The sequence below is a fragment of the Azospirillum lipoferum genome, from assembly GCF_024170005.1.
In the GTDB taxonomy this organism is placed as follows: Bacteria; Pseudomonadota; Alphaproteobacteria; order Azospirillales; family Azospirillaceae; genus Azospirillum; species Azospirillum lipoferum.
This window is the reverse complement of the sequence record NZ_JALJXJ010000012.1, coordinates 88,019-113,979: the sequence shown is the minus strand read 5'-3', so window position 1 is coordinate 113,979 and position 25,961 is coordinate 88,019. Positions and strand designations below refer to the sequence as shown.

At 68.9% G+C, this 25,961-nt stretch carries 20 protein-coding genes; 9 read left to right on the top strand and 11 right to left on the bottom strand.

From position 1 onward, the window contains the following. Positions 1-182: 182 nt before the first annotated feature. Genes J2848_RS25395 through J2848_RS25370 form a run of 6 tightly spaced genes read right to left on the bottom strand, consistent with a single transcriptional unit; the run spans position 183 to position 6,464 of the window. Positions 183-1,103, bottom strand: a complete 921-nt coding sequence (locus tag J2848_RS25395; protein ID WP_149235175.1) for a UbiA family prenyltransferase — start codon at positions 1,101-1,103, stop codon at positions 183-185. Next, positions 1,079-2,260: a metabolite traffic protein EboE gene (eboE, locus tag J2848_RS25390; RefSeq protein ID WP_149235176.1), complete on the bottom strand. Its 1,182-nt coding sequence runs from the start codon at positions 2,258-2,260 to the stop codon at positions 1,079-1,081. The genes J2848_RS25395 and eboE overlap by 25 nt, the downstream gene beginning before the upstream one ends. Then, complete coding sequence (locus J2848_RS25385; protein ID WP_149235177.1) at positions 2,260-3,453, bottom strand: 3-dehydroquinate synthase; 1,194 nt, start codon at positions 3,451-3,453, stop codon at positions 2,260-2,262. Before J2848_RS25385 ends, eboE begins: the two co-directional genes overlap by 1 nt. Continuing rightward, positions 3,450-4,832, bottom strand: coding sequence for an alkaline phosphatase family protein (locus J2848_RS25380; protein WP_149235178.1), 1,383 nt, complete (start codon positions 4,830-4,832; stop codon positions 3,450-3,452). The genes J2848_RS25385 and J2848_RS25380 overlap by 4 nt, the downstream gene beginning before the upstream one ends. Positions 4,833-4,837: 5 nt before the next feature. Further along, positions 4,838-5,773, bottom strand: a complete 936-nt coding sequence (locus J2848_RS25375; protein WP_149235179.1) for a TatD family hydrolase — start codon at positions 5,771-5,773, stop codon at positions 4,838-4,840. 4 nt (positions 5,774-5,777) lie between these two features. Next, on the bottom strand, positions 5,778-6,464 hold the full coding sequence (locus tag J2848_RS25370; protein WP_149235180.1) for an EboA domain-containing protein: 687 nt from the start codon (positions 6,462-6,464) through the stop codon (positions 5,778-5,780). 254 nt (positions 6,465-6,718) lie between these two features. Here J2848_RS25370 and tcuA point away from each other — a divergent pair, with 254 nt between their 5' ends. Further along, positions 6,719-8,077: an FAD-dependent tricarballylate dehydrogenase TcuA gene (gene tcuA, locus J2848_RS25365; protein ID WP_149235181.1), complete on the top strand. Its 1,359-nt coding sequence runs from the start codon at positions 6,719-6,721 to the stop codon at positions 8,075-8,077. Beyond that, entirely contained in the window at positions 8,064-9,200 is a 1,137-nt protein-coding gene (gene tcuB / locus J2848_RS25360) for a tricarballylate utilization 4Fe-4S protein TcuB (protein WP_149235182.1), read from the top strand. Before tcuA ends, tcuB begins: the two co-directional genes overlap by 14 nt. A gap of 22 nt (positions 9,201-9,222) precedes the next feature. On the opposite strand, the gene J2848_RS25355 is transcribed toward tcuB, so the two are convergent. Beyond that, the gene (locus tag J2848_RS25355; protein ID WP_253568740.1) at positions 9,223-10,803 is read right to left on the bottom strand and encodes an aldehyde dehydrogenase (NADP(+)); all 1,581 of its coding nucleotides are present in this window, start codon (positions 10,801-10,803) and stop codon (positions 9,223-9,225) included. A 262-nt stretch (positions 10,804-11,065) separates the two neighbouring features. Between J2848_RS25355 and J2848_RS25350 the strand changes: the two genes are divergently transcribed. The 7 genes from J2848_RS25350 to J2848_RS25320 all read left to right on the top strand — a co-directional run bounded on the left by J2848_RS25350 (position 11,066) and on the right by J2848_RS25320 (position 19,913). Beyond that, positions 11,066-11,797, top strand: coding sequence for a FadR/GntR family transcriptional regulator (locus J2848_RS25350; protein ID WP_170307258.1), 732 nt, complete (start codon positions 11,066-11,068; stop codon positions 11,795-11,797). Between the two features lie 308 nt (positions 11,798-12,105). Continuing rightward, positions 12,106-13,017: a 5-dehydro-4-deoxyglucarate dehydratase gene (gene kdgD / locus J2848_RS25345; RefSeq protein WP_149234953.1), complete on the top strand. Its 912-nt coding sequence runs from the start codon at positions 12,106-12,108 to the stop codon at positions 13,015-13,017. A gap of 160 nt (positions 13,018-13,177) precedes the next feature. Continuing rightward, positions 13,178-14,563: an MFS transporter gene (locus J2848_RS25340; protein WP_149234952.1), complete on the top strand. Its 1,386-nt coding sequence runs from the start codon at positions 13,178-13,180 to the stop codon at positions 14,561-14,563. A 79-nt stretch (positions 14,564-14,642) separates the two neighbouring features. Beyond that, a complete protein-coding gene (locus J2848_RS25335) occupies positions 14,643-15,731 on the top strand; it encodes a mannonate dehydratase (RefSeq protein ID WP_149234951.1) in 1,089 nt (362 codons plus the stop codon). A 40-nt stretch (positions 15,732-15,771) separates the two neighbouring features. Next, positions 15,772-17,109, top strand: coding sequence for a glucarate dehydratase (gene gudD, locus J2848_RS25330; protein WP_149234950.1), 1,338 nt, complete (start codon positions 15,772-15,774; stop codon positions 17,107-17,109). 84 nt (positions 17,110-17,193) lie between these two features. Continuing rightward, positions 17,194-18,717 (top strand): galactarate dehydratase, encoded by a 1,524-nt coding sequence (gene garD, locus J2848_RS25325; protein WP_149234949.1) that lies wholly within the window; start codon positions 17,194-17,196, stop codon positions 18,715-18,717. A 95-nt stretch (positions 18,718-18,812) separates the two neighbouring features. Continuing rightward, positions 18,813-19,913, top strand: coding sequence for a lactonase family protein (locus tag J2848_RS25320; RefSeq protein WP_149234948.1), 1,101 nt, complete (start codon positions 18,813-18,815; stop codon positions 19,911-19,913). Between the two features lie 16 nt (positions 19,914-19,929). Here J2848_RS25320 and J2848_RS25315 read toward each other — a convergent pair whose 3' ends face one another. From J2848_RS25315 to J2848_RS25300, 4 genes are all read right to left on the bottom strand, one after another. After that, a complete protein-coding gene (locus J2848_RS25315; RefSeq protein ID WP_149234947.1) occupies positions 19,930-23,529 on the bottom strand; it encodes a molybdopterin cofactor-binding domain-containing protein in 3,600 nt (1,199 codons plus the stop codon). Next, positions 23,438-24,010: a (2Fe-2S)-binding protein gene (locus tag J2848_RS25310; RefSeq protein WP_149234946.1), complete on the bottom strand. Its 573-nt coding sequence runs from the start codon at positions 24,008-24,010 to the stop codon at positions 23,438-23,440. Before J2848_RS25310 ends, J2848_RS25315 begins: the two co-directional genes overlap by 92 nt. Before the next feature lie 82 nt (positions 24,011-24,092). After that, positions 24,093-24,575 carry a MarR family winged helix-turn-helix transcriptional regulator gene (locus J2848_RS25305; RefSeq protein WP_246194388.1) on the bottom strand — a complete coding sequence of 161 codons (483 nt, stop codon included), beginning with the start codon at positions 24,573-24,575 and terminating at the stop codon, positions 24,093-24,095. Between the two features lie 107 nt (positions 24,576-24,682). Next, the gene (locus tag J2848_RS25300; RefSeq protein ID WP_149234944.1) at positions 24,683-25,732 is read right to left on the bottom strand and encodes a 2,5-dihydroxypyridine 5,6-dioxygenase; all 1,050 of its coding nucleotides are present in this window, start codon (positions 25,730-25,732) and stop codon (positions 24,683-24,685) included. Positions 25,733-25,961 lie beyond the last annotated feature (229 nt).

Here is a 25,961-nt window from a genome sequence, read left to right as displayed (position 1 = left end):
GCGTCTGCACGCGACCTCACCGCTTCAAGCCCCCATTCGCCGTCAGGTTCCCTGCCGTGGTCGGGCTAGCCCGACTGCCCCGGCCCCGCTGCGCCAATCGGACAGCGTCCCGAATCGCCATGGACAGTGCGGGATGACGTCACTTTGGTACAGAGAGGATGGGGCTTGGCCGCCGGACCGGATCAGGTTCCCGGAATGACCCTCTGGAGCGCCAGGGTCAGCGGGAAGCACAGCGCGGCGGCAAGGGTGAGCGGGGCTGCGGCTCCCGATCCTGCGGCGGCGATCAACACCGCGTCGTACAGCGCGATCGCGGCGATCAGCACCGCCACCGCGCGCGGAACGTCACCGGGCGCCCGGCGGAACAGCCGCTGCACGGCCCAGCCCGTCGCCGCCGCCAGGGCGGCCCACAGCCCGAACGCCAGCGGACTGCCGAGCGAGACCCACAACGCCCCGGTCAGCGGAACCGCCAGGACGCCGAGCGGCCAGGCGTTGTCCAGCCGGTCGTAGGCCTCCTGCCGGGCGGCGAAGGTCAGCCCGACGACATGGCAGAACAGCCCGCCGGCGCCCAGCAGCATCCAGGGCGCCAGCGCCCCCCCACCGGCCTCTCCACCGACGGCTGCCGCTGCGGTGGCATAGGACAGCAGCCGGCACAGCCCCATGATCGCCGGGGCCGCCGCCGTGCGCTTGTGCAGAATGTCATAGAGCAGGATCGCCCCGGCCAGCAGGCCGCCGCACAGACCGGCCTCCAGTCCCGACACTGCCGCCAGGGCAAGACCCAGTCCGATCAGGGCGAAGCCGGCGGCGAACACCGTGCCGCGGGTGGCGTCGCCCCGGGGGATGGGGCGGGCCGGTCGCTCCCGCGCGTCGATCTCCGCATCGAAGGCGTCGTTCAGGTACATGCCGCCGACATAGAACAGCGCCAGCACGATGGCCGCGCGGGCGACTCCACCGACAAGCTCCCCACCGGCCATGCCGTCCAGCGCCCCGGCACCAGCCAGCGCAATGCCGGCCATGGCGTTGCTCAGCACCGTCGGCAGGTTCGAAACACGACCAAGGATCAGGGCCGCGCGCGGGCGGATCAGGACAGCCGTTCCAACACCCATCGCAATTCCCTTTCAATTCCGTCGACGACGCTGATGCCCCCCGCCCCGCAGGCTTCGGCGGGCAGGACGTCCCAGGTGTAGGTTTCGACCTCCAGATGCGGCGCTATTGGCCGGTCGCGGTGGATCGCCAGCAGCCGTTCCAGTGCGCCGCGGGTGGAGTCGAGCGGCGGTTCCGGCTGGGCGAAGACCGGTACGTGAAAATGGACCCGCCATTCCTCATCCTGGCCGCCGTCACTTTCCAGCGCCTGCGGCAGATCGACGAGGCGCCGTACCGTTCCGTCCGCCGCGCGGGCGACGGTCTGGTGGAGATAGACGGCATCGCGGAAGGCGGCGATGCGCTCCCGCGCCGCGTCATCCACCCGCGCGATCCGGAGGGCTGCGCTGAGCTGCACCTTGTGGATCGGAATGCCGGCGGCGGCCAGGGCGGTCAGCGACTCCGCCGGTTCCTCGAAATTGACCGCCATGTGACAGACGTCCAGGCAGAGGCCGAGATGGCGGGGCAGTGCCACTGCCGCCTCGTCGGCCGTCAGTCCGGCGAGGACGCCGAGCCGCCTTGCCGCCGCCTCGCTGAACAGGTATCCGCCAAAGAAGGCGACGGCATCGGCGGTGCTTTCCAGCAGGCACCAGGGTTCCGGCTCCAGTGCCAGCGCGACGGTGCGGCCGGTCGCCCGCTCCAACCGGACCAGCCCGGCGACGGCCTGCAACAACCTGTCGGCCACCACCGCTTCGCGCCCGATCACGCGCGGGGCGTAGCCACCAGGCACCGTGCTGATGGTTGCGAAGCCACCCGGCGGGACCAGGGCTGCCATGGTCCCGGCCAGGGAGAGGCTGTAGGCGACCCGCTCCTTCGTCGTCCAGTCCGGCTCGTAGACGGCCTCCTTGACCGGCGCCCCGTGGAAGCGGCCATAGGGGAAGCCGTTCATGGTGAAGGGCTCGAACCCCTCGCCTTCGAAGATCGCCGCAAGCTCCGCCGCCACTCCCACTTCCGCTGCGGCCTCTGCCGACAGGCGCAGCCCGACGCCGAAGGGGCGGTCGGGGCAAAGCCGGCGCCTGATCTCCCGCACCGGTCCCAGCAGGGCCGTCCGCACCTCGGCGAAGCTTTGCGTCGGGTGGACGTTCAGGCAGTAGCCGAGCGTGCCGCCGCCGGGCAGGCGCATCAGGCGGCCTCCCGTGCCGACAGCCAGCCGATGGCGCTTTCGACCAGTCCGGCGTCCATCGCGTTGACCTCGATCCCCCGGCCGATCCCGGCCAGCAGGGTGATGGTCAGCCGGCCGCCGAGATGTTCGCGGAATTCCTCCAGCCCGGCCAGCACCAGCGGCCGGCCGGCGGCATCGACGCGGGCCAGCGCCGGGTGCCACAGGCGGAAGCCCAGATGCTCCAGCAGGACGGCGACGCGCAGGTCCTCGCCCTCCGGCAGCAGGCCGGCCAGCACCGAATAGCGGGTGTCGAGGGCGATGCCGACGGCCACCGCCTCGCCATGGCGCAGGTGGTTGCGGCTCAAGGTTTCCAGCTTGTGCGCCGCCCAGTGGCCGAAATCGAGCGGACGGGCGCTGCCCTGCTCGAACGGATCGCCGCCCCCGGTGATCTGGCGCATATGCAGCTCGGCGCAGCGGCGGATCAGGTGGGCGACGGCCTCGGGCTCGAACAGGGTCAGGGCATCGGCCGACCGTTCCAGCCATTCGAAGAAGGCGCCGTCGCGGATCAGGGCCACCTTCACCGCCTCCGCCATGCCGGCGATGCGGTCGCGCTGCGGCAGGCTGTCGAGGAAGGCGGCGTCGTTGACCACCGCCCAGGGCGGGGCGAAAGTGCCGATCTGGTTCTTGGCGCCGTTCAGGTTGATGGCGCTCTTCACCCCGACTCCGGAATCGTTCTGCGCCAGTACCGTGGTCGGCATGCGCACCAGCCGCACGCCGCGATGGGCGGTGGAGGCGGCAAGCCCGACCGCGTCCAGAAAGGCGCCGCCGCCGACCGCCAGCACATAGGAATGCCGGTCGATGCCGTGCCCGAGGATGGCGTCGTGCATCTGGCCGATCAGCGCCGGGTCGTTCTTCACCGCCTCCCCGCCCGGCAGCAGCCGCGGCGGGACCACCAGCGTGGGCAGGTCGTCGCGTGCGGCGAAGTGGGCGGCGATGGCCTCCGGCAATGCCGGATGCCCAGCCAGTACGCCCATGTCGACGAAGGCGAGGCAGCGCGGGCGTGGATCGGCCCCGGCTGTCCCCATGGCGTCGGCCAACGTGGAATTGGCCGGGTCGAAGGCGTCGCGGGTGAAGGCGACGGCATACTCGAAGGTGACGGCGAAGCGCTGGCGGATAATGGGGGAACGGATGTCCGGATGGAGCGTAGAGGTCATGAGCCGGTCACCTCATCGAAGACATGGGCGAGCAGGAGGGATTTGACCGCCTCTGCCGGCACCGGGCCGTCGGGCAGCAGTCCGGGTTCGGAGGAGATCAGCAGCGGTCCGGCCTCCACCCGGTCGGTCGGGCGCCCGTGGGATCCCTTCACCAGCGCGGCGTCGAGCGGGATCACGTCCATCAATGTCCGGAAGCCCAGCGCCTTCTTCGCCAGCCGCCAGGTGATGGATGCCTTGGGCCAGCGCAGGGCGGGGTCGAGGAACAGCTCTGCCGGGTCGTAGCCGGGCTTGCGGTGGATTTCCACGGTCCGGGCGAAGTCCGGCGCCCGGTCGTCGTCCAGCCAGTAGGGATAGCTGAACCAGCGGTCGGCGCAGGCGACCGCGACAAGCTCGCCGGCGCGTGGGTGGCGGATGCCGGCGGCGCGTTGCGTATCGGCGTCCAGTACCCGCTCGACCCCGTCCAACCGCAGAAGCAGATCGCGCACTGCCGTCACCTGTTCGGGCCGGCGGACATAGACATGGGCCAGCTGATGGTCGGCGACGGCGAAGGCGGCCGACGCGCCGGGGTCGAGCAGTTCGCCGCCCTGTTCCTCGCGCACCGCGATCAGCCCGGCCTGACGCAGGGCATGGTTGATGGCGACGGGGCCGGAGACGCCGGTGATGCCGTATTCCGACAGCACGAGGACCCGCGTGCCCTCGCGCTCCGCCGCCTCGATCAGCGGGGCAGCCAGGGAGTCGATGGCGGCGACCTGGGCGGGGATGCGTGGATCGTCGGGTCCGAGCCGTTGCAGGTCGTAGTCGAGATGCGGCAGATAGACCAGGGACAGGGTCGGGCGGAAGCGGTGCTCCACCTCCGCCGCGCAATCAGCGATCCAGCGGCTCGACACGATGTCTGCGCCGGGACCCCAGAAGCGGAAGAGCGGGAACGGCCCCAGCGCCTGCGCCAGTTCTCCGCGAAGGGTGTCGGGATGGGTGTAGATGTCCGGCAGCTTGCGGCCGTCGGCGGCATAGATCGGGCGCGGCGTGACGCTGATGTCCGCCCCGGAATACATGTTGTACCACCAGAACAGCTTCGCCCCGACAAAGGCCGGGTCGCGCCGTTTGGCCTCGTCCCACAGCGTCTCGCCGGTGACCAGCCGGTTGCTCTGCTTCCAGAACAGGATCTCCGACAGGTCGCGGTCGTACCAGCCGTTGGCGACGCAGCCATGGCCGGCGGGGGGGAGGCCCGTCAGCATGCTGGCCTGCATCGTACAGGTGACCGCCGGCAGCACGGGCACCAGCGGACGCATGCCGCGTGCCGCCAGCCGTGAAATGGCCGGGGCGTGGGGCAGGAGGTCGGCGGTCAGCCCGACAACGTTCAGGACCAGCGTGCGCCTCATCGCCGTCAGTCGTCCGCTTCCACAACCGCCCTCTCGACGGTCGGGGTCTCGACCGTCGGTGTCTCGACCATCGGTGTCTGGCCGCGCAGGACGGTGTTGCCTTCGAACAGCAGGCGCTGGTCGACCGGCAGCGGGATTTCCAGCTCGGCCGGATCGAGCCGTCCGCTCTGGGCGTAGAAGGCGATGGGGTTGCGCCAGACGATGGTTTCGATGGCCTCGTCCGTGATCCCGGCGTCACGCATCGCCTGCGCGGTCTTCGGCACCTTCAGCGGGTCGCTGATCCCCCAGTCGGCGGAGCTGTTGACCATGATCCGCTCCGGTCCGAAGGCCTGGACCAGCCCGACCATGCGCGGTTCGTCCATCTTGCTGCCGGGATAGATGGTGTGGCCGGCCCAGCAGCCGCTCTCCAGCACCATTTCCAGCGTCTGTTCGTTGTTGTGGTCGATCAGCACGAGGTGCGGCGGCATGCCGGCCTCGCGCAGCAGATCCAGCGTGCGGCGGGTGCCGGCCTTCTTGTCGCGGTGCGGCGTGTGGATCATCACCGGCAGGCCGTGGCTCTTCGCCATTTCGACCTGCCGGGCGAGGATATCGTCCTCCGCCCGGCTCATGTCGTCATAGCCGATCTCGCCCACCGCGACGACGCCTTCCTTCTCCAGATAGAGGTCCACCAGATCCAGCACGCCGCCGACGATGTCGGGGGTGTTGGCCTCCTTCGGATTCAGGCCCAGCGTGCAGAAATGGCGGATGCCGAACTGGCTGGCGCGGAAGCGCTCCCAGCCGATCAGCGACAGGAAGTAATCCTCGAAACTGCCGACGTGGGTGCGCGGCTGGCCGAGCCAGAAGGCAGGCTCGGTCACCGCGACGATGCCGGCCCGGCGCATGGCGGCATAATCGTCGGTGGTGCGCGACGTCATGTGGATGTGGGGATCGAACAATCTCATAGCGTCAGCTTCCCGGGTCGAGGAGGAAATCGAGGTCGGCCGGCACCGGACGGCCGGATGCCCGCCGTTCGTCGCGGAAATCGGCGGCCATGCGGCGAAGCCCGGCGCTGGCCCGCTCCGCCAGCCCGGCGACGCGGGCCAGCGGTGCGCCGGTGAACACCGCCTTCAGCACCATCTGGTTGAAGACCGGTTCGGCGAAATGGGTGGCGGGAAAGCGGTTGTCGCAGGCAATCGCCTCGAACACCGGCTGCACGCTGGACCGGCAGGCATCGGCGGCAAGATCGGCAAAGCGGGCAGGATCGGGCAGCAGCATCAAGGACTGGAGGATCGCCGCCCGTTCGGCATTGTCGGACCGGCGGAAGGCGGTGACCAGCCGGGCCGGCGCCTCCGCCCCCGCCGCACGGACCGATGTGGCGAGCAGGGCTGCGCGCGCAATTCGGGAGGGCGGCCAGCCTCGTGGCGCCGTGCCGCCCAGCTTGCGGCCGGCAATGGCGAACAGGCGCATGAACTCCGGTGTGCCGGGCAGGGGCGGGGCGGCGACCGCCGTGGTGAGCCAGACCGCGGCCTCGGGGTCAATCCCCGCGATCAGGGCGGCCAGGATGCTTGGCACCGCTTCGGGGCTGACCGCCGGCAGCATCGTCGGATCGCAGCCCTCTTCGCCTGCCGCTGCTCCATACGCCACGACCACCATGGTTGCCGGCTCCTGTATTGCGACGTTGCGTCGACTCGATGCGCAAGCGCAGGTGCGAACGCTGCCTCAGCACAACCCTTATGGGATGCAAGAAACAACAGTATGTCAACCGGTGATGCATACTGCGACGGGCGCTGCGCTGTGTCGCAGGTACCGGCTCTTCCCTGACCATGCCGTCTGGCGCTAAAGCCATGGCTTTCCAGGCTTCGTCCGGCAGACCGGGGGGACGGACCGTCTTCCGCTGCGACAGATCGATGACCCGTGTTTCCTGCGACTGCGACGTCTTGGTGGTGGGTGGCGGCAATGCCGCACTCTGCGCTGCCATTGCGGCCCGAAGGGCGGGGGCATCCGTTCTGCTGCTGGAGGCCGCAACCAAGGCGCTGCGCGGCGGGAACGCCCGCCACTCCCGCAACATGCGGGTCATGCATGACGCACCGACTCCGTGGATACGGGGGCGCTATCCGGCTGACGATTACCGTTCGGACCTGCGGCGCGTGGCCGGGGCCGCCGATGACGGGCTGACGGCCCTGTTCGTCGATGCCAGCGCCGACATCGTCGATTGGCTGGCCGGCAACGGTGTACGGTTCCACAGCGGCACCGACGAGGTTCTGCCCCATTCCCGCAAGACGGCCTTCTTCCTGGGCGGGGGAAAAGCGCTGGTGAATGCGCTCTACGACACCGCCGGGCGGTTGGGCGTCATCATCCGCTATGACAGCACCGTCCGTGCCCTGCATCTGCGGGACGGGGCGCCAGCCGTCACCGTCGGCGAGCCGAACCTCACGATCCGGACGCGGGCGCTCGTCGTCGCCTCGGGCGGATTCCAGGCCAATCCCGGCTGGATGCGGCAGCAGTGGGGCGGGGGCGCCGACGGCTTCACGATCCGTGGCACCCCACACGCGACCGGCATCCCGCTGAAGGCGCTGCTTGGGGACGGGGCGGAGCCGGTGGGTGCCGCCAACCGCTGCCATATGGTTGCGGTCGACGGACGGGCGCCTCAGTTTGACGGCGGCATCGTCACCCGGCTGGACGGCATCGTCCAGGGCATCGTCGTGGACCGCGTCGGCCGGCGTTTCGCCGACGAAGGGGCGGTAGTCGGCTCCAAGCGTTACACGGCCTGGGGAGAACTGGTCGCCCGCTGTCCCGGCGCCATCGCCTTTTCGATCTTCGATGCGGTGATCGGGGAGCGGTTCCGGCCCTCCATCTTCCCGGCGATCCGGGCGGATGGCGTCGGCGAACTGGCATCGGTGTTGGGCATCGCTTCGCCGGCATTGGAGGCCACGGTGACCGCCTTCAATGCCGCGATCACCGGCGGGGATGCGACGGCGGGGATCCATCCGCCGAAGACGCAACTCGCCGTGCCGATCGCGGTTCCGCCCTTCGGCGCCTATCCGGTTCGGGTCGGCGTCACCTCCACCTGCCTGGGGGTGCGGATCGATGGACGGGCGCGGGTGCTGCGGCGGGACGGCAGTGCCTTCGATGGGGTCTATGCCGCGGGAGTCGTCATGGCGCCCAACATCCTGGGTTCGGGCTATCTGGCCGGTAGTGCGATGGCCATCGGCGCGGTGTTCGGACGCATCGCCGGCCTGGAGGCGGCGGCCCATGCCCTGCACTGACGATACACAGCAGAGCGCAGCGGACGCGCGCCGGGCGCTGGACATCTGCAATGCCTGCCAGTTCTGCGACGGCTATTGCACGGTTTTCCGGGCGCTGAAGATGCGACGGCTGATTTCGGTGGCGGATCTCACCTTCCTGTCCAATCTCTGCCACAACTGCCGGTCCTGCTACCATGCGTGCCAGTATGCACCGCCGCACGCTTTCGACCTGAACCTGCCGAAAAGCCTCAGTCTGGTCAGGCAGCAGACCTACCGCGACCATGTCTGGCCGCCGCCGTTCAGGGGACGATTGCCTTATGCCGGGTGGCCTGCGGTTGCCGTCGTGGCTGCCGTCGCCCTGTCGGCGGTAATGCTCGTGGGAATGCCGGCCCTGATCTGGATCCCGCCGGATGTGCTGTTCGGACGGCATTCGGGGCCGGGTGCGTTCTACCGGCTGGTGCCGTGGGGGGCCATCGCCGGGGTGGCCGGCGCCGTGATGCTGTGGTCGCTGCTCGCCGTCGGCTTCAGCGTCGCATCCTTCTGGCGTGGCATGGGACCGGTGCCGGCCGGCGTGGCCTTCCTGCCGGCTCTGCGCGATGCCCTGTGCGACGCCGCCACCCTGCGCAATCTCGGCGGGGGAGGAGCCGGCTGCAACGACCGGGACGAACGCTTCTCCCAGGCGCGACGTCGCTTCCACCACGCCCTGTTCTATGGGGTGGTGCTCTGCTTCGCCTCTACCGGCGCGGCGACCATCTACCACCACCGGCTTGGCTGGCAGGCGCCCTATCCGCTGCTGAGCCTGCCGGTCCTGCTCGGTGGCATAGGGGGAGCCGGAATGCTGATAGGCGCCGCCGGGCTGGCCCTGCTGAAGCTGCGCGCTGATCCCGGACCGGTGGCACGGAGCCTGACCGGTGCCGATTGCTCTTTGCTGGCGCTGCTCTTCCTGGTGGCGGCCAGCGGTCTGGGGCTGCTGGCCCTGCGCGAGACGGCGGCGATGGGACCACTGCTTCTGGTCCATCTTGGCCTCGTCCTCGGCTGGTTCGCGACGCTGCCCTACAGCAAGTTCCTGCATGCGCCCTTCCGCTTCGCCGCCCTGCTGCGGGCGGCGATGGAACGGCAGTGCAAGGAGTGGGGCAGGGGCTGAGGCTCCCCGCCCCACCAATGGATCAGCTGCGCCCCAGCTCCCCATCGACCCGGCGCCACAGCCCGAGCGGGTTGCCGTCGCGCAGGGCTTCCGGCAGCAGCTCGGCAGGCAGATCCTGATAGCAGACCGGGCGTAGGAAGCGGCGGATCGCCAGCGTGCCGACCGAGGTGCTGCGCGGGTCCGACGTCGCCGGGAACGGGCCGCCATGCACCATCGCGTGGCAGACCTCCACCCCCGTCGGCCAGCCGTTCGCCAGGATGCGGCCGGCCTTGCGCTCCAGCGTCGGGATCAGACCCGCCACCGCCTCCTTGTCCGCCGCATCCATCTGCAAGGTCGCCGTCAGCTGCCCTTCCAGACGCTCGGCCACCGCCACCATCGCCGCCACGTCCGGGCAGCGGATCAGCAGCGAGGCGGCGCCGAACACCTCCTCCTGCAACTCCGTATCGGCCAGGAAGGCCTCCGCCGTCGCGGTGAAGAAGGCCGCCTGCGCCTGGTTCGGCCCGCTGCAGGCCAGACCGCGCGCCAGCGTCGTCACCGCGCCGCTGCCGGCCAGCTTGGCGACACCGGAATCGTAGGCAGCATGGATGCCCGAGGTCAGCATGGTCGAGGCCGCGCTGCCGCCGAGTGCCTCCACCGCCGCCGCGACGAAGCGGTCGAGGTCCGGGCTATCCACCGCCAGCAGGATGCCGGGATTGGTGCAGAACTGCCCGGCGCCCATGGTCAGCGACGCGACGAAGCCCTTGCCCAGCGCCTCGGCCCGCGAGGCGAGCGCCGCCGGCATCAGGAAGACCGGGTTGATGCTGCTCATCTCGGCATAGACCGGGATCGGCTCCGGCCGCTTGGCCGCCACCCCCATCAGCGCCAGACCGCCGCCACGCGAGCCGGTGAAGCCGACCGCCTTGATCCGCGGGTCGGCGACCAGAGCGGTACCGATTTCGTTACCGGTGCCGAACAGCAGGGAGAAGACGCCCTCCGGCAACCCGCAGGAGGCGACCGCCGCCTGGACGGCGCGGCCGACCAGCTCCGAAGTGCCGGGATGGGCGCCATGGCCCTTCACCACCACCGGACAGCCGGCGGCGAAGGCCGACGCGGTGTCGCCGCCGGCCACCGAGAAGGCGAGCGGGAAGTTGGAGGCGCCGAACACCGCGACCGGCCCCAGCGGGATATGGCGCTGGCGCAGGTCGGCACGCGGCAGCGGCGTGCGTGCGGGCATGGCCGGGTCGATGCGGGCCTCGATCCAGCTTCCCTCGCGTACGACCTGGGCGAACAGGCGGAGCTGGCCGACGGTGCGGCCGCGCTCGCCCTCCAGCCGGGCGCGCGGCAGGCCGGTTTCAGCCATGGCACGGGTGATCAGGTCGTCGCCGATGTCGAGGATGTTCTGGGCGACCGTCTCCAGGAAGGCGGCGCGCTGCTCCAGGCCGGTTTCGCGGAAAGCGTCGAAGGCGGCCCAGGCCAGCGCGCAGGCGCGCTCGACCTCGGCGGCACCGCCGCCGCCGAAGACGGGCTCCAGCGCCTCGCCGGTGGCGGGGTCGAAGGCGCGGAACTCGCCCTGGCTGCCGCGGTGGGCGGTCGCACCGATCAGCATCTCGCCGGTGATGGTCATCTTGGAATCTCCTTCAAGAGCGGGGCACCGGGGGAGGGGCGCCCGCCGACAAGAGCGGCCGGTCCATTGTTGGAGAGGGGATCTATCATGACATCAGTCATCATACAAGTGAACCGGTGCAGTGCGGCCCCCCAATGCATCGTCTCTCCACGGGCTGGCAAGCCGGCTTGTCTATTGTCGTATAGGTTTTGGGGGTGTTAACTCTGGACATGGAGTGGTGACGGGCGGTCCGTCCCGGAGCCGGGTTTGGGTGAGGATGGTGATGACAGCGCGCAGGCGCCGGGATCCGCTGGCGAAGCAACTGGTGGATGCCCTGGCCGAACGGATTTCCGGCGGGCAGTACAAGAGTGGCGACCGGCTGCCCAGTGAACAAGACCTGATCGACGAATTCGGCGTCAGCCGCACCGTGGTACGCGAGGCGATCGCCAATCTGAAGGCGGTCGGCATGGTCTCCACCCGGCAGGGGCTGGGGGCCTTCGTCCTGCGCGATGCCGCGATCCTGCCCTTCCGCATCGAGGAATCGACGCTGGAGGCGGTGAATGAGGCGATTTCCGTGCTGGAAGTCCGCATCAGCCTGGAATCGGAAGCCGCCTATCTCGCCGCCATCCGCCGCGACGACAGCCATCTGGCCCGCATGCGCGAGGCGCTGGACACGATGACCGCCGCCATTGAGGCGGGCGAGGATTCCATCGACGCCGATCTGGCTTTTCACAGCGCCATTGCCGCGGCGACCGGAAACAAGCATTTCCTGGCCCTGTTCTCCTATCTGGGATCGTTGCTGATCCCGCGCGCCCGCGTGCGCTACGGCCATCTGGAAGGCGATTCGCGCCGCCAATATCTGCGGCGCATCAATGACGAGCACCAGACCATCTATTCCGCCATCGAGCGCCAGGATCCGGAAAACGCCCGCGCCGCTCTCCGCCTGCATCTGAACGGCAGCCGCGACCGACTGCGCGCCGGCGGCGACTTCAAGGCGACCGCCGCAACGGGCTGACCCTTCACGCCAATCCTGCCCCACGCTGCAAAGGGACGTCGCCGCACCGCCGGCCGCGTCCCTTTTGTTTTGCCGGGCCGGCTTTCGCCGCCTCCTGATTGGTGGGATGACGGATTGCCTCCACGCGCATCAAACCACTTGTATGATGACTGATATGATGGTAGTCGTTCTGTCATCGGACGCGGCCGGTGTCGAACGGATCGCCGTAAGACCGGCCCGTACCAGCGCCCCAAGCCGCCATTTGCCCGCAGTGCCCCCTCTGCGAGCCTCCACAGAATCGTCTCCACCGTTTTCCGAGGATGCCCCCGATGGAACCGCAAGCCCTGAAGGCCATCGTCAGCGAAGGTCTTCTGTCGTTCCCGCTGACCGATTTCACCGCCGACGGCACCTTCGAGCCGGGCGGCTATGCCCGCCGCCTGGAATGGCTGAAGCCCTATGGCGCGTCGGCCCTGTTCGCCGCCGGCGGCACCGGCGAGCTTTTCTCGCTGACGCCCGATGAGCACAAGAGCATCGTCTCGCTGGCTGTCGAGGTCTGCGGCAAGGAGGTGCCGATCATCGCCGGCGTCGGCTATTCCACCCGCATCGCGGTGGAAATGGCGCGGGCCGCCGAGAAGGCCGGAGCCGCCGGCATCCTGGTGCTGCCGCACTACCTGACCGAAGCCGATCAGGACGGCGTCGCCGCCCATGTCGAGGCGATCTGCAAGTCGGTCGGCATCGGCGTCATCATCTACAACCGCGCCACCTGCAAGCTGGGCGCCGACCGTCTGGCCCGCCTCGCGGAGCGCTGCCCCAACCTGATCGGCTTCAAGGATGGGCTGGGCGACATCGAGCTGATGACGACCATCCGCCGCAAGCTGGGCGACCGCTTCAGCTATCTGGGCGGCCTGCCGACCGCCGAGGTCTATGCCGCCGCCTACCGCGCCATCGGCGTTCCGGTCTATTCGTCGGCCGTCTTCAACTTCATCCCGCGCACGGCGATGGAGTTCTACCAGGCGGTCGCGTCGGGCGACACCGCCACCACCGACCGGCTGCTCGATCAGTTCTTCCTGCCCTATCTGGCGATCCGCAACCGCAAGGCCGGCTATGCCGTCAGCATCGTCAAGGCGGGCGCCGCCGTCGTCGGCCGCCCCGCCGGCCCGGTGCGCGCGCCGCTGGTCGACTGCACGCCGGCCGAGGTCGAGGAGCTGCGCGCCCTGATTGAAGCCCTGGGTCCGCAGTAACCCATAGCCTACGGCAACAATTCATCGCCGGACGGGCAGGCGCCGGGCTTCAGTTCCCGACGCCGGACACAAGGTGCAGCCAAGACGCCGGATCCGTCGAACGGGTCCGGGAAGGGACTGCCGCGCCTGCCCGCCCTCATGCCTTGAGGGAGGAAATCTCATGACAATCGAGAGCACCGCCGCCAACGCCGAGCGCGCTGCCTATTCCACCGCCGCTGCCGCCGCCCAGCCCGCCGCCAAGCAGACAAAAGTCCGCTATCTCATCCTGGCGATGCTGTTCCTGGTCACGGTCATCAATTACGCCGACCGGGCGACCCTGTCGATCACCGGCCCCGTGATCTCGAAGGAGCTGGGGATCAGCGCCGCCGAGATGGGCTTCATCTTCTCCGCCTTCGGCTGGGCCTATGTGCTGGGGCAACTGCCGGGCGGCTGGCTGCTCGACCGCTATGGGTCGAAGATCGTCTATGGGCTGAGCATCTTCACCTGGTCGGTCTTTACCCTGATGCAGGGCTCCATCGGCTTCCTCGCCGGTGGTGCTGCGGTCATGATGCTGTTCGCCCTGCGCTTTGCCGTGGGCTTCGCCGAAGCGCCGTCCTTTCCCGGCAACAGCCGCGTCGTCGCGGCCTGGTTCCCCGGACAGGAGCGGGCGACCGCGTCGGCCATCTTCAACTCCGCCCAGTATTTCGCCACCGTGATCTTCGCGCCGCTGATGGGGTGGCTGACCCATTCCTTCGGCTGGCACTGGGTGTTCGGCGTCATGGGCGGGCTGGGCATCATCATGGCCGGCGTGTGGATGAAGACCGTCTACGCTCCCAAGGACCATCCGCGCATCAATCAGGCCGAACTGGACTACATCGCGGCCGGCGGCGGTCTGATCAACATGGACGACGGCCGGAAGGCGGCGGCTTCCGCGCAGGGCGGTGCGAAGTGGGATTACATCCGCCAGCTCTTCGCCAGCCGCATGATGGTCGGCATCTTCCTCGGCCAGTTCTGCATCAACGCCATCACCTATTTCTTCATCACCTGGTTCCCGGTCTATCTGGTCCAGGCCCGCGGCATGTCGATCCTCAATGCCGGCTTCATCGCCTCGATCCCGGCGATCTGTGGCTTCGTCGGCGGCATCCTGGGCGGCGTGATGTCGGACGCCATGCTGCGCCGGGGCTATTCCCTGACTGCGGCGCGCAAGACGCCGATCGTGCTGGGCATGCTGATGTCGATGGCGATGATCGCCTGCAACTACACCGATCTTCAGTGGGTCGTGGTGTCGCTGATGGCGCTGGCCTTCTTCGGCAAGGGCATCGGCGCGCTGGGCTGGGCCGTCATGTCGGACTGCGCGCCGAAGGAGATCACCGGCCTCAGCGGCGGCGTGTTCAACATGTGCGGCAACATCTCGTCGATCACCACGCCGATCGTCATCGGCTACATCATCCAGACCACCGGCTCCTTCAACGGCGCCCTGGTCTTCGTCGGCGCCAACGCCCTGATCGCGGCGGTCAGCTATCTCGTCGTCGTCGGCGAGATCAAGCGGATGGAACTGAAGAAGTAACGGCAGGCCGGGGCGGTGGGCGAAGGCTTCCCGCCCCTTGTCCGGTCCGCGTCGACCAGTCTGGCAAAGGGTTTCCCCAATGTATATCGGCGAGCAGCTCATCAACCCCACCGACAAGCGCCTGCGGCTGTCCGCCCAGCTGGGCGCCAGGGGCATCGTCATCGACAGCCGGCCGAACGCGCCGGTGATGGCCGGCGACGATGTCGAGGCCGGCCTGTGGGACGGCCGCAAGGTCGCCGACCAGCGCAGGTGGGTGGAGAGCCATGGTCTGACACTCGACTGTCTGGCGCTGGATGTCGGCTCCATCCTGCTCGACAGCCTGCGGGCACCGGAAAAGGCGGCGGCGACGGCGGAGCGGTTGCGCCACAACATCCGCGCCGCGGCGGACGGCGGTGTCGACACGGTGAAATACACGGTCGCCATGGTCGGCATCACCCGCACCGGCGTGGTCGACGGCCGCGGCGGCATGAAATGCAGCACCTTCCGCGCCGACGAGTACAAGGCGGAGAACGACGCCCGCTTCTCCTACTGGGGCACCGTCCTGCCGGAGGACGAGACCGGCACCAAGCCTTCCCCTGTGGCGGCACGTGGCGCGCCGGAGACTTGTGGTCAGGTGATGGCGAGTGAGGCCGGGGGCGTCAGCGAAGCCGACGGCTGGCGTGCCATCGAGTATCTGGTCGAGGCAATTCTGCCGACCGCCGAGAAGGCCGGTGTGAAACTGGCGTGCCACCCGCACGACCCGGCCTATCCGCCGGGCGGCCTGAACGGCGTGCACCATGTGCTGGGCTCGCTGGAGGGCCTGCGCCGCTTCGTCTCTCTGGCGCCGGAAAGCAAGTCGCTCGGCTTCAACTTCTGCCAGGGCACCATCGCCGAGATGTCGCGCACTCCGACGGAGACGGTGCTGGAGGCGATCCGCGAGTTCGGCCCGCAGAACCGCATCTTCATGGTCCATTTCCGCAACATCAAGGGCGGTTACCTCGACTTCCGCGAGGCGATGCCGGACGAGGGGTCGGTCGACATGGCGGCCTGCATCCGGGCCTATCGCGAGGTCGGATACAAGGGGATCCTCTGCCCCGACCATGTGCCCTTCTCCGAGGTCGATCCGGATCGCGAACGCTTCTTCGCCTTCGCTCTCGGCTATACCCAGGCGCTGCTGCAAGCCGCCTGATCCGCTTTTCCCCGCATTCCCGTTTTCGAGACCCCGCATCATGGCCATTCAGATGTCGTCGCCCAAAGTCACTGAAATGCTGGTCGTGCCGGTCGCCGGCCAGGACAGCATGCTGCTGAACCTGTCGGGCGCCCATGCGCCCTATTTCACCCGCAACGTGGTGATCCTGAAGGACAGCGCCGGCCACACCGGCGTCGGCGAGGTGCCCGGCGGCGAGAAGATCCGCCAGACGCTGGAGGACGCCCGCGCCCTGGTGGTCGGCCAGTCGGTCGGCGCCTGGAACAACATCCTCAACAGCGTGCGCCGCGGCTTCGCCGATCGCGATTCCGGCGGGCGCGGCCTGCAGACCTTCGACCTGCGCATCACCATCCATGCGGTGACGGCGCTGGAGGCGGCGCTGCTCGACCTGCTGGGCCAGTTCCTGGAGGTGCCGGTGGCGGCCCTGCTGGGCGAGGGACAGCAGCGCGATGCGGTGGAGATGCTGGGCTACCTGTTCTATGTCGGCGACCGCGGCAAGACCGACCTGCCGTACCGCGCCGAGCCGAATGCCGGGAACGACTGGTTCCGCCTGCGCAACGAGGTGGCGCTGACCCCCGACGCGGTGGTTCGGCTGGCCGAGGCTGCGCATGACCGCTACGGTTTCAACGACTTCAAGCTGAAGGGCGGCGTGCTGCGCGGCGAGGAGGAGATCGAGGCGGTGACGGCGCTGGCGAAGCGCTTCCCCAACGCCCGCGTTACGCTCGACCCGAACGGCGCATGGTCGCTGGAGGAGGCGATCCGGCTTTGCAAGGGGAAGGACGACGTGCTGGCCTATGCCGAGGATCCCTGCGGCGCCGAACAGGGCTTCTCCGGCCGCGAGGCGATGGCGGAGTTCCGCCGCGCCACCGGCCTGCCGACCGCCACCAACATGATTGCCACCGACTGGCGCCAGATGGGCCATGCCATCCAGCTGCAGTCGGTCGACATCCCGCTGGCCGACCCGCATTTCTGGACCATGCAGGGCAGCGTCCGCGTCGCCCAGATGTGCCACGAGTGGGGGTTGACCTGGGGGTCGCACTCCAACAACCATTTCGACATCTCGCTGGCGATGTTCACGCATGTCGCTGCCGCCGCTCCCGGCCGCATCACCGCCATCGACACCCACTGGATCTGGCAGGACGGCCAGCGCCTGACCAGGGAACCGTTCCGGATCGAGGGCGGGCTGGTCGCCGTGCCGCAGAAGCCGGGGCTGGGCGTGGAGATCGACATGGACGAGCTGGCGAAGGCCAACGACCTCTACAAGCGGCACGGGCTGGGGGCTCGCGACGACGCCACGGCGATGCAGTATCTGATCCCCGGCTGGAAATTCGACAACAAGCGGCCGTGCCTGGTGCGGTGAGGGCTTAGTGACGCGCAACATTGGGGAGATTCCCCTCTCCCCGGGGGAGAGGGGAATCTCCGACGATACAAGTCAGGGCAAGCCATGACCCAGAAGCCTCTCTACATCCTGGTCCATCCCGAGGACAACGTCGCCATCGTGGTGAATTCCGGCGGGCTGCCGCCGGGGACGGAGTTCGAGTGCGGGCTGGTCCTGACCGATTTCGTGCCGCAGGGGCACAAGGTGGCGCTGGCCGACCTGGAGGAAGGGGCATCGATCGTCCGCTACGGGCAGGTGATCGGCACCGCCGCCCGGCCGATCCGCCGCGGCGCCTGGATCGAGGAGTCTCTGGTCCGCCTGCCGGACGCGCCGGAACTGGACACGCTGCCGCTGGCGACCGCCGTGCCGCCCGACGCCCCGGCGCTGGACGGCTATACGTTCGAGGGCTACCGCAATCCGGACGGGACGGTCGGCACCAAGAATGTGCTGGGCATCAGCATCAGCGTGCAGTGCGTCGCCGGGGTGATGGATTTCGCCATCGAGCGAATCAAGAAGGAGCTGCTGCCCAAATACCCCAATGTCGATGACGTGGTGGCGCTGAACCACACCTACGGCTGCGGCGTGGCGATCAATGCGCCGGGGGCGGCGGTGCCGATCCGCACGCTGCAGAACCTCGCCCGCAACCCCAACCTGGGCGGGGCGGTGATGGTGGTCGGGCTGGGCTGCGAAAAGCTCCAGCCGGAACGGCTGTTGCCGGCCGGGGTGGAGCCCAGCATCGTCACGCTGCAGGACGAGCGCCACCAGGGTTTCGGCGACATGGTCGCCTCCATCCTGGAGATGGCCGACCGCCGGCTGGCGCAGTTGAACGAGCGGCGGCGCGAGACCTGCCCGGCGTCGGACCTCGTCGTCGGGCTGCAATGCGGCGGCAGCGATGCCTTTTCCGGGGTGACCGCCAACCCGGCGGTCGGTTATGCCGCCGACCTGCTGGTGCGGGCCGGGGCGACGGTCATGTTCTCCGAAGTGACGGAGGTGCGCGACGCCATCCATCTGCTGACCCCGCGCGCCGTCGACGAGGAGACCGGCCGCGCACTGATCCGCGAGATGCGCTGGTACGACGATTATCTCCAGGTCGGGTCGGCCGACCGCAGCGCCAACCCGACCCCCGGCAACAAGAAGGGCGGCCTCGCCAATGTGGTGGAGAAGGCGCTGGGCTCCATCGCCAAGTCGGGCACCAGCCCCATCGCCGGCGTTCTGGCGCCGGGCGAGCGGGCGACGCGCAAGGGGCTGCTCTATGCCGCCACGCCGGCCAGCGACTTCATCTGCGGCACGCTGCAGCTGGCGTCGGGCTGCAACATCGAGGTGTTCACCACCGGCCGCGGCACGCCCTATGGCCTTGCCATGGCGCCCGTGATCAAGGTGGCGACGCGGACCGAGCTGGCCTCGCGCTGGCACGACCTGATCGACGTCGATGCCGGCCGCATCGCCACCGGCGAAGCCAGCATCGAGGATGTCGGCTGGGAGCTGTTCCACCTGATCCTGGAGGTGGCGAGCGGCCACAAGCAGACCTGGGCCGACCATTGGGGGCTGCGCAACGCGCTGACCCTGTTCAACCCGGCGCCGGTGACCTGATCTGACCGGGCACTGGATCCGAAGCCCCTCGCCGCGGAGATGACCGGAGCAACCGGCGCCCGCGGCGGGCGGACATCCGCACAAGGGAGGAAAACATGGGACGCCGTTACGGCATCGCGCTGGCGATGCTGCTGTCTTCCGCTGCCTTCATCGCAGCGGTACCCGTGCAGGCGGACAGCTTCGCCTATGTGTCCAACGCCGCCAGCAACGACATCAGCGTCTTCCGGCTGGATGGCGCCACCGGGGCGATGACCCCGATGGGGACGGTGCCCTTCATCGGGGTGGACAAGCCCGGCTCCTCCACTCCGATGGCGGTCAGTCCCGACCGGCGCTTCCTCTATGCCGGGGTGCGGTCGCAGCCCTATCAGGTGCAGGTCTTCGCCATCGATGCGGCGACCGGCAAGCTGAGCCATCTCGGCAGCGGTCCGCTGGCCGACAGCATGGCGAACATCGTCACCGACCGCAGCGGCAGATACCTGTTCAGCGCGTCTTACGGCGGCGACAAGGTGGCGGTGAACCCGATCGGGCCGGACGGCAAGGTGGGACCGCCGCAGCAGGTGATGGCGACCGGCAAGAACGCCCATTCGATCCAGCTGTCGCCCGACAACCGTTTCGCCTTCGCCACCAACCTGGGATCCGACCGGCTGGTGCAGTTTCGTTTCGATCCGGCCACCGGAAACCTGAGCGATAACGATCCGCCGTCGGTGTCGCTGCCGCCGAAATCCGGTCCGCGCCACATCGTCTTCCATCCCGACGCTCGCCACCTCTATCTGGTGGACGAGCTGGACGCGGCCGTCGCGGTGTTCGTGTACGATCCCAAAACCGGCACGCTGGAGGAAAAGCAGCGCCTGCCGTCCCTGCCGGCGGATTTCAAGGGTGAACCCTGGGCCGCCGACATCCATTCGACGCCGGACGGCCGCTTCCTCTATATCTCCGAACGGCGGAGCAGCACCATCCGCTCCTTCCGGATCGACCCGGAAAGCGGCCTGCTGACCCCGCTCGGCAGCGTGGCGACGGAGGAGCAGCCGCGCGGCTTCAACATCGATCCGACCGGCTGTTTCCTGGCGGCGGTGGGCGAGAAGTCGGACAGCATGACGGTCTACCGCATCGATGGCGGCAGCGGCGCGCTGACCACGCTCGCCCGCTATCCGGCCGGTAAGCAGCCGAACTGGGTGGAGTTCGTCAGCGCGCCGTAAGGCGCTGAAGTCCCCGTTAGTGCGTCCCCGGATTGGCTCGTGCCTTCGCCACCGTAGGGGCAATGTCGGTCCAGGCCGCCTTGTCCGGCGCAAAACGGCCGCGCAGATAGGCCATCAGGTCGGCCACCTGCCTGTCGGACAGGCTGTCGCGGAAGGCTGGCATGTAGCCGAGGTCGCGGGTCGCCGGGTTCTGGATGCCGTGCAGGATGACGCGGGCAAGGTTGTCGGGGCTGTCGCTGTGGACGTTGCTGTTCACCGCCATCGATGGGCTGACGCCGAACAGCGTCGGCCCTTCGCCGTCGCTGTGGCAGGCCTTGCAGGCGCCGTTGAAGAGGCGCTCGCCATTGGCCGAACTGACGGGAGCCCGGGTAACGGCGGAGGCTTCCACCATATCACCACCGAGCGAGGCGAGATAGACCGCCATTGCCCGCACATCCGCTTCCGGCACGGTGGACAGCTCATGCACGACCGCGGCCATCGGGCCGGCGGCGACGCCATGGCGCTGGGAGAAGCCGGTACGCAGATAGGTGAACAGATCGTCCTCCGTCCAGGGCTTCGGCGCCTTGGACAGGCCGGTCAGGGCCGGCGCCTCCCACCCATCGACGGTGCCGCCGGCCAGGAACGCTTCCCCCAGCTTCTCCGCCCCCAGCGCGTTGCGCGGGCTGTGGCAGGCGGCGCAATGGCCGAGCCCGTTGACCAGATAATTGCCGCGGTTCCATTCGGCGCTCCGCTGCGGATCCGGTGTGTAGGTCTCGCGGTTGAGGAACAGCGTGTTCCACCCCGCCATCATCGGGCGCAGGTTGAAGGGAAAGCGCATGGTGTTGGCCGGCATCCCGCCGCGCACCGCCGGTTGCGTCATCAGGTGGGCGTAGAGCGCCTGCATGTCGTCGTCGGTCATGTTGCGGAAGGCGGTGTAGGGGAAGGCCGGGTAGAGGTGCCGGCCGTCGCGGCCGATCCCCTCGCGCATCGCCCGGTCGAAGGCGGCGAAGGACCAGCGCCCGATTCCGCTGTCCGGGTCCGGCGTGATGTTGGTGCTGTGGACGGTGCCGAACGGCGTCTCGAAGGGCCGGCCGCCGGCATTGGTGGCGCCGTTCTCCGCCGTGTGGCAGACCGCGCAGTCGCCGAGTGCCGCCAGCTGCCGCCCCCGTTCGATGGTGGCCGGCGACCACAGCCCGGCGGACGGCGGCGAGACCGGGGCGATCTCGGCGCGGAAGGGCAGGGCGCTGCTCGCCATGCCGATCATCACGCCGCATAAGCCGGTCAGCGAGGCGCCGAGCCACGCCTTCCAGCCGCGCCTGCGCGGCTTGGCGGCTTCGGGCGGGGCGGGCGGCGCCGGCTCGGACGGACCGTTCAGCGCTTCGCGTACCCGCTCCGCGGTGATCGGCAGTTCGCGGAAGCGGATGCCGGTGGCGTCGAAGATGGCGTTGGCGATGGCCGCGGCACTGGGGACCGAGGCGGACTCGCCCGATCCCAGCGGCGGCTCGGTCTCGCGCGGCATCATCAGCACGTCGATGTCCGGCACCTCGGGGAAGGTCATGATCGGGTAGCCGCCCCATTCCCTGGCAGCGACGACCGAGTCCTCGAACTCCACCTGCTCCTTCAGCACCCGGCTGGCCGACTGGATGACGTTGCCGTGGATCTGGTGGCGCACGCCGTCGGGGTTGATCATCTGCCCGGCGTCATGGCCGACCACCACGCGGGTCACCGCGATCTCGCCGGTCCTGCGGTCCACCGCCACGTCGGCCACCCAGGCGGCCCAGGCGGCGCCGAAGCCGGGGAACTTGCTGTGGATGTAGCGGGCATAGGCGAAGCCGCGGCCGCGCAGGACATCGCCCTCCGGCGGGGTCTGCTGCGGGGCGGTGCGCGGCTGCCAGCCGGCGCGGCCGGCGACGGCGCGGATCAGGTCGGCGGCGCGCTCGTCGTCCCGCAGGTGGCGCAGGCGGAACTCCACCGGATCGACCCCGGCGGCGAAGGCCAGCTCGTCGATGTAGCTGTCATGGGCGAAGCTGTTGGGCATCGCCGACACGCCGCGCATCCAGGAGGCGCGGACGATGGGCGCCATGTCGTTGATGACCACCCGCATGTTCTCGTAGTCGTAGGGCGGGATGGAGGTGCGGTCGCCCATCTCGAAGACGGCGGCCACCGGATCGACCCGCCCGGTCAGCAGCAGCGCCAGCGTCGGCGCGCCGTTCGACGGGTAGCTGGTGGCGAAGTCGTAGGCGACGATGCCGCCGTCGGCGTCAATGCCGCCATCGACCTCCATCAGCTGGGCGGTGCCCTTCGGCTCCCACAGATGCTCCTGCTCGCGGGTCAGCTGGACGCGCACCGGACGGCCGACCGCCTGCGACAGCAGCAGCGCGTCCGCCGCCACGTCGTCGGCGCAGTTGCGGCCGTAGCAGCCGGCGGCTTCCATCCGCACCACGTCGATCCGCTCCTCCGGCCAGTCCAGCAGCCAGGCGAGGTCGGCGCGCAGCAGATGCGGGTTCTGGGTGCCGGACCAGACCGTCGCGTGCTCCTCCCTGCAATCGGCCACCGCGCAGGACGGTCCGATGGAGCCGTGCATCTGGTAGGGCCAGACATAGGTGCGCGTCATCCGCTGGTCGGCGGCGGCGAGTGCTGCATCGACGTTGCCCTTGTCCAGCACCTTGCGCGGCGTGCTGGGATTGTCGCGCAGGGCCTGGGCGAGGTTCGACAGGTCGGGCAGCTTGCGGGTCCAGGGCTTCCAGGCGACCTTCAGCTCGCGCGCCGCCTTGATCGCCTGCTCCTCCCGCTCCGCCACCACGCCGACGAAGTCGCGCAATACCACCACTCCGACGATGCCGGAGATGTGGGCGATGGAGCCCTCGTCGACGCTCTCCAGGCTGTTGCCGACGAACTCGCCGCTGTCGATGCCGGCATAGGGCGGGCGGACCACCCGGCCATGCAGCATCCCCGGCAGCCGCAGGTCGTGGACGTAAGCGAACTCGCCGGTCGCCTTGGCCGGGATGTCGACGCGCGGCGCCCCCTTGCCGACCAGCCTGTACTGCTCGCGCGCTTTCAGCGGGGCGTTGCCGCTGATGCGCAGCTCCACCCGCTCGCCCCGCACCAGCTCGCCGTAGGAGATGCGGCGGTTGCCGGTTCCACTCTTGTCCGGCGCGATCACCACCCCCTCTTCGACGCGCAACTCGCCCGCCGGCACGCCGAACAGGGTTGCGGCGCGCTCCAGCAGGTGGCGGCGCGCCTCCGCCGCGGCGTTGCGCAGGGGAACGGCGGAGATCTGGATGGTGGCGCTGGCGATGGTGGCGCCCTGGTTGGGGCTGCTGCCGGTGTCGCCCAGCACCATGCGCAGCTGGTCCATGCGCAGGTCCAGCTCCTCGGCGACGATCTGGGTCAGCGCCGTCCGGATGCCGGTGCCGAGATCGACATGGCCGTTGAAGGCGAAGACCTGCCCGTCGTCGCGCACCGCCAGGAACAGCGCGGTTTCCGGCGGCTTCGGCGTCGCGGTCGCCCCCTTGGCGACCGGGCCGGAGGGTGGAAGGATCTCGTCAACGATCAGCAGGACGCCGGTCGCCGCCATCAGCTCCGCACGGGTCGGCGTCGGCTGGGAGTGCGGATCGGGCGTCTGGATGGTCGTCATGATGTGCTCCGGGGGAGGAGAGAAGCCGCGCAGCCCGCATGACGGCGCGCAGGATTTCGACATGGGTGCCGCAGCGGCACAAATTGCCGGACAGGGCGCGGCGCACCTCGTCCATGGTCGGAGTCGGGTTGTGGTCGAGCAGGGCCTTGGCGGTCATGATCATGCCGTTCATGCAATAGCCGCACTGGGCGGCCTGCTCGTCGATGAAGGCCTGCTGGACCGGATGCGGGGCGCTGCTGCTGCCCAGCCCTTCCAGCGTCACCACCTCGCGCCCTTCCGCACCCGCCAGCGGGATCACGCAGGAGCGCGCGGCGACACCGTCGAGGATGACCGTGCAGGCCCCGCATTCGCCGAGCCCGCAGCCATATTTCGGCCCGTTCAGGGCCAGATCGTTGCGCAGGATGTAGAGCAGCGGCGTGTCGGCCATCGCCGTCACCGAAACGGCGCGGCCATTCACCCGCAGCGCGATGGTCTTTTCCATAAGGCGTCCGTCCGGTGCGATAGGTCCCGCATCCCCGCGGCATCCGCGGGGTGAACTGGTCTGAGAGCCATCCGGCGGGAGGTTATTCCTCCCCGTCCTGCGCGATCATCTTCCGCAGGACATGGGTGACCGCCAGCCGCTCCGCCGGGTTGAGCTGCCCCATGGTCAGCTCGCTGATCCGCTTGGCGCAGGGAACCATGTCCTCCAGCATCTTCCGGCCCTCGTCGGTCAGGCAGTTGATGACCTTGCGGCGGTCCTGCGGGTCGGAGGTCTGATTGATCAGCCCGCGCGCCTTCAGCCGGTCGACGATGCCGCGGATCGTCGCCTGGTCGATGGCGGTGGACTTCACCAGCTCGATCAGCGAACTCGGCCCGTTGTCGCGGATGGCGCAGAGCGTGACGAACTGCACCGAGGTCAGCTGCGGGTCGCAGGCGTTGCGCTGGAAGATGGCGAGGTGCCGCTGATAGGCCCGCCGCAGCAGATGGCCGATCTGGTCGGAAAAGACGTACTCCGCTTCTCCGGGGCCGGCGTCGGCGCCGTCTTCGGGCAGCAGGTCTTGGGACATCGGGAACAACATGCGGTGGACCGGGGACGTGGCGAACGATAGCAGCGGCGGCGGGGGCAGGGAAGGGCGGCGGGGAACCGCCCCAAGATGCCCCGTCATGCCCCAACTCATGCCCTCGACGCCTCCGGCGCCACCACGTCGCCGGCCAGCACCACCGGTTCGCCGTCCAGCAGGATGTCGCAGCCGCGAAGCGGGATGTCCATGTGGCAGGGCGTCTTGCGGCTGCCGCCGACCTCGGTGTTCGGACCGGTGGAGAACAGGAAGTTGCCGTAGAAGGCGCGGGCGTCCATGCACATGCCGTCATTCTTGTCGTGCAGGCCCATCGCCGTCCATTGCGCCCGCGGCTGCAGGCCCCAGCCGATGTGGGAGATGCCGTAGACCTCCGGATCCTTGAAATAGGCCATGTAGTCGCGCAGGTACTCCGCCTCGAACCCGCCATGGATGCGGCGGATGAAGCCCTCCTCGATCTCCAGCGTCACCTTCTCCCGCACATAGGTCTTGAAGGGTAGCAGGATGTCGCCGACGTCGAGCACCAGCGTGCCTTCGGCGCTGCTCTCGTCCGGCCAGGAGAACAGGAAGCCGCTCGGCCAATGGTCCCAGCGGCCGGGCTCGTCGGCGAAGCCGTATTCCGTCACCGTCGGATACTGGCCGAGCGTCGCGCGGAAATCGCTGCCGGCCTTCGACGTCACGGCGATGGAGCGGGCGCGCTTCAGCCGTTCCGCCGCGGCGTTGACACGCAGCTTGTCCTCCTCCGTCGGCAGGATGCGGGCCAGAACCTCCGGCGGCTCCACCGCCAGCAGGATGCGGGTGCCGGTCTTCAGGATCTGCTCCTGCTCCGGCGAATGCAGCAGCATCATGGTGTCGACGATCAGGTCGGCCGCCTCCAGCGCGCGCTGGGCGGCGAGGTTGCCGGTCAGGGGCGTGTCGCCGCAATAGGCGGTCATGTCCATGCCCATGGCACGCGGGTGGTTGAAGGCCGGCAGTTCGACCCCATACACGCTGGCGCCCAGACGCTGGGCCGCGTCCATCGCGGCGCGCACGATGCGCGGGTTGGAATAGTCGCTCTTTAGCACAGCGACGCTCTGGGTCTTGTCCACCTTGGACAGGGTCAGAACCCGTTCGAACATCTGCGTCAGTTCGCGATCGCTGACCGGCATCTCATCTCTCCCAACCTTGGTGGCCGTGGCCGCATAAAGCACGATCCAGGCCGGATTTCCGGGTGGTCATCCGCCGCCGACTGCGGCGGCCTGATCAACATATATAGAGCGTATAAGCTTAATTCGGTTCAGGACAGTATGGGAGCAAGCCCTTGGTTGGTACTGTGCCGAAATGAACGATAAACAGGCAAAAGCGACTTAAAATCAGGCACAACATGGCTATTTCACG

Bases quoted from the DNA above. Each gene is read 5' to 3' on its own strand.
- garD (WP_149234949.1), top strand. From the start codon at position 17,194: ATGACCCAGAAGCCTCTCTACATCCTGGTCCATCCCGAGGACAACGTC.
- J2848_RS25340 (WP_149234952.1), top strand. From the start codon at position 13,178: ATGACAATCGAGAGCACCGCCGCCAACGCCGAGCGCGCTGCCTATTCC.
- J2848_RS25310 (WP_149234946.1), bottom strand. From the start codon at position 24,010: ATGGAAAAGACCATCGCGCTGCGGGTGAATGGCCGCGCCGTTTCGGTG.
- J2848_RS25335 (WP_149234951.1), top strand. From the start codon at position 14,643: ATGTATATCGGCGAGCAGCTCATCAACCCCACCGACAAGCGCCTGCGG.
- J2848_RS25355 (WP_253568740.1), bottom strand. From the start codon at position 10,803: ATGACCATCACCGGCGAGATGCTGATCGGTGCGACCGCCCACCGCGGC.
- J2848_RS25305 (WP_246194388.1), bottom strand. From the start codon at position 24,575: ATGTCCCAAGACCTGCTGCCCGAAGACGGCGCCGACGCCGGCCCCGGA.
- eboE (WP_149235176.1), bottom strand. From the start codon at position 2,260: ATGCGCCTGCCCGGCGGCGGCACGCTCGGCTACTGCCTGAACGTCCAC.
- J2848_RS25315 (WP_149234947.1), bottom strand. From the start codon at position 23,529: ATGACGACCATCCAGACGCCCGATCCGCACTCCCAGCCGACGCCGACC.
- J2848_RS25370 (WP_149235180.1), bottom strand. From the start codon at position 6,464: ATGGTGGTCGTGGCGTATGGAGCAGCGGCAGGCGAAGAGGGCTGCGAT.
- J2848_RS25395 (WP_149235175.1), bottom strand. From the start codon at position 1,103: ATGGGTGTTGGAACGGCTGTCCTGATCCGCCCGCGCGCGGCCCTGATC.
- kdgD (WP_149234953.1), top strand. From the start codon at position 12,106: ATGGAACCGCAAGCCCTGAAGGCCATCGTCAGCGAAGGTCTTCTGTCG.
- J2848_RS25350 (WP_170307258.1), top strand. From the start codon at position 11,066: ATGACAGCGCGCAGGCGCCGGGATCCGCTGGCGAAGCAACTGGTGGAT.
- J2848_RS25385 (WP_149235177.1), bottom strand. From the start codon at position 3,453: ATGACCTCTACGCTCCATCCGGACATCCGTTCCCCCATTATCCGCCAG.
- J2848_RS25380 (WP_149235178.1), bottom strand. From the start codon at position 4,832: ATGAGGCGCACGCTGGTCCTGAACGTTGTCGGGCTGACCGCCGACCTC.
- J2848_RS25375 (WP_149235179.1), bottom strand. From the start codon at position 5,773: ATGAGATTGTTCGATCCCCACATCCACATGACGTCGCGCACCACCGAC.
- J2848_RS25320 (WP_149234948.1), top strand. From the start codon at position 18,813: ATGGGACGCCGTTACGGCATCGCGCTGGCGATGCTGCTGTCTTCCGCT.
- tcuB (WP_149235182.1), top strand. From the start codon at position 8,064: ATGCCCTGCACTGACGATACACAGCAGAGCGCAGCGGACGCGCGCCGG.
- tcuA (WP_149235181.1), top strand. From the start codon at position 6,719: ATGACCCGTGTTTCCTGCGACTGCGACGTCTTGGTGGTGGGTGGCGGC.
- J2848_RS25300 (WP_149234944.1), bottom strand. From the start codon at position 25,732: ATGCCGGTCAGCGATCGCGAACTGACGCAGATGTTCGAACGGGTTCTG.
- gudD (WP_149234950.1), top strand. From the start codon at position 15,772: ATGGCCATTCAGATGTCGTCGCCCAAAGTCACTGAAATGCTGGTCGTG.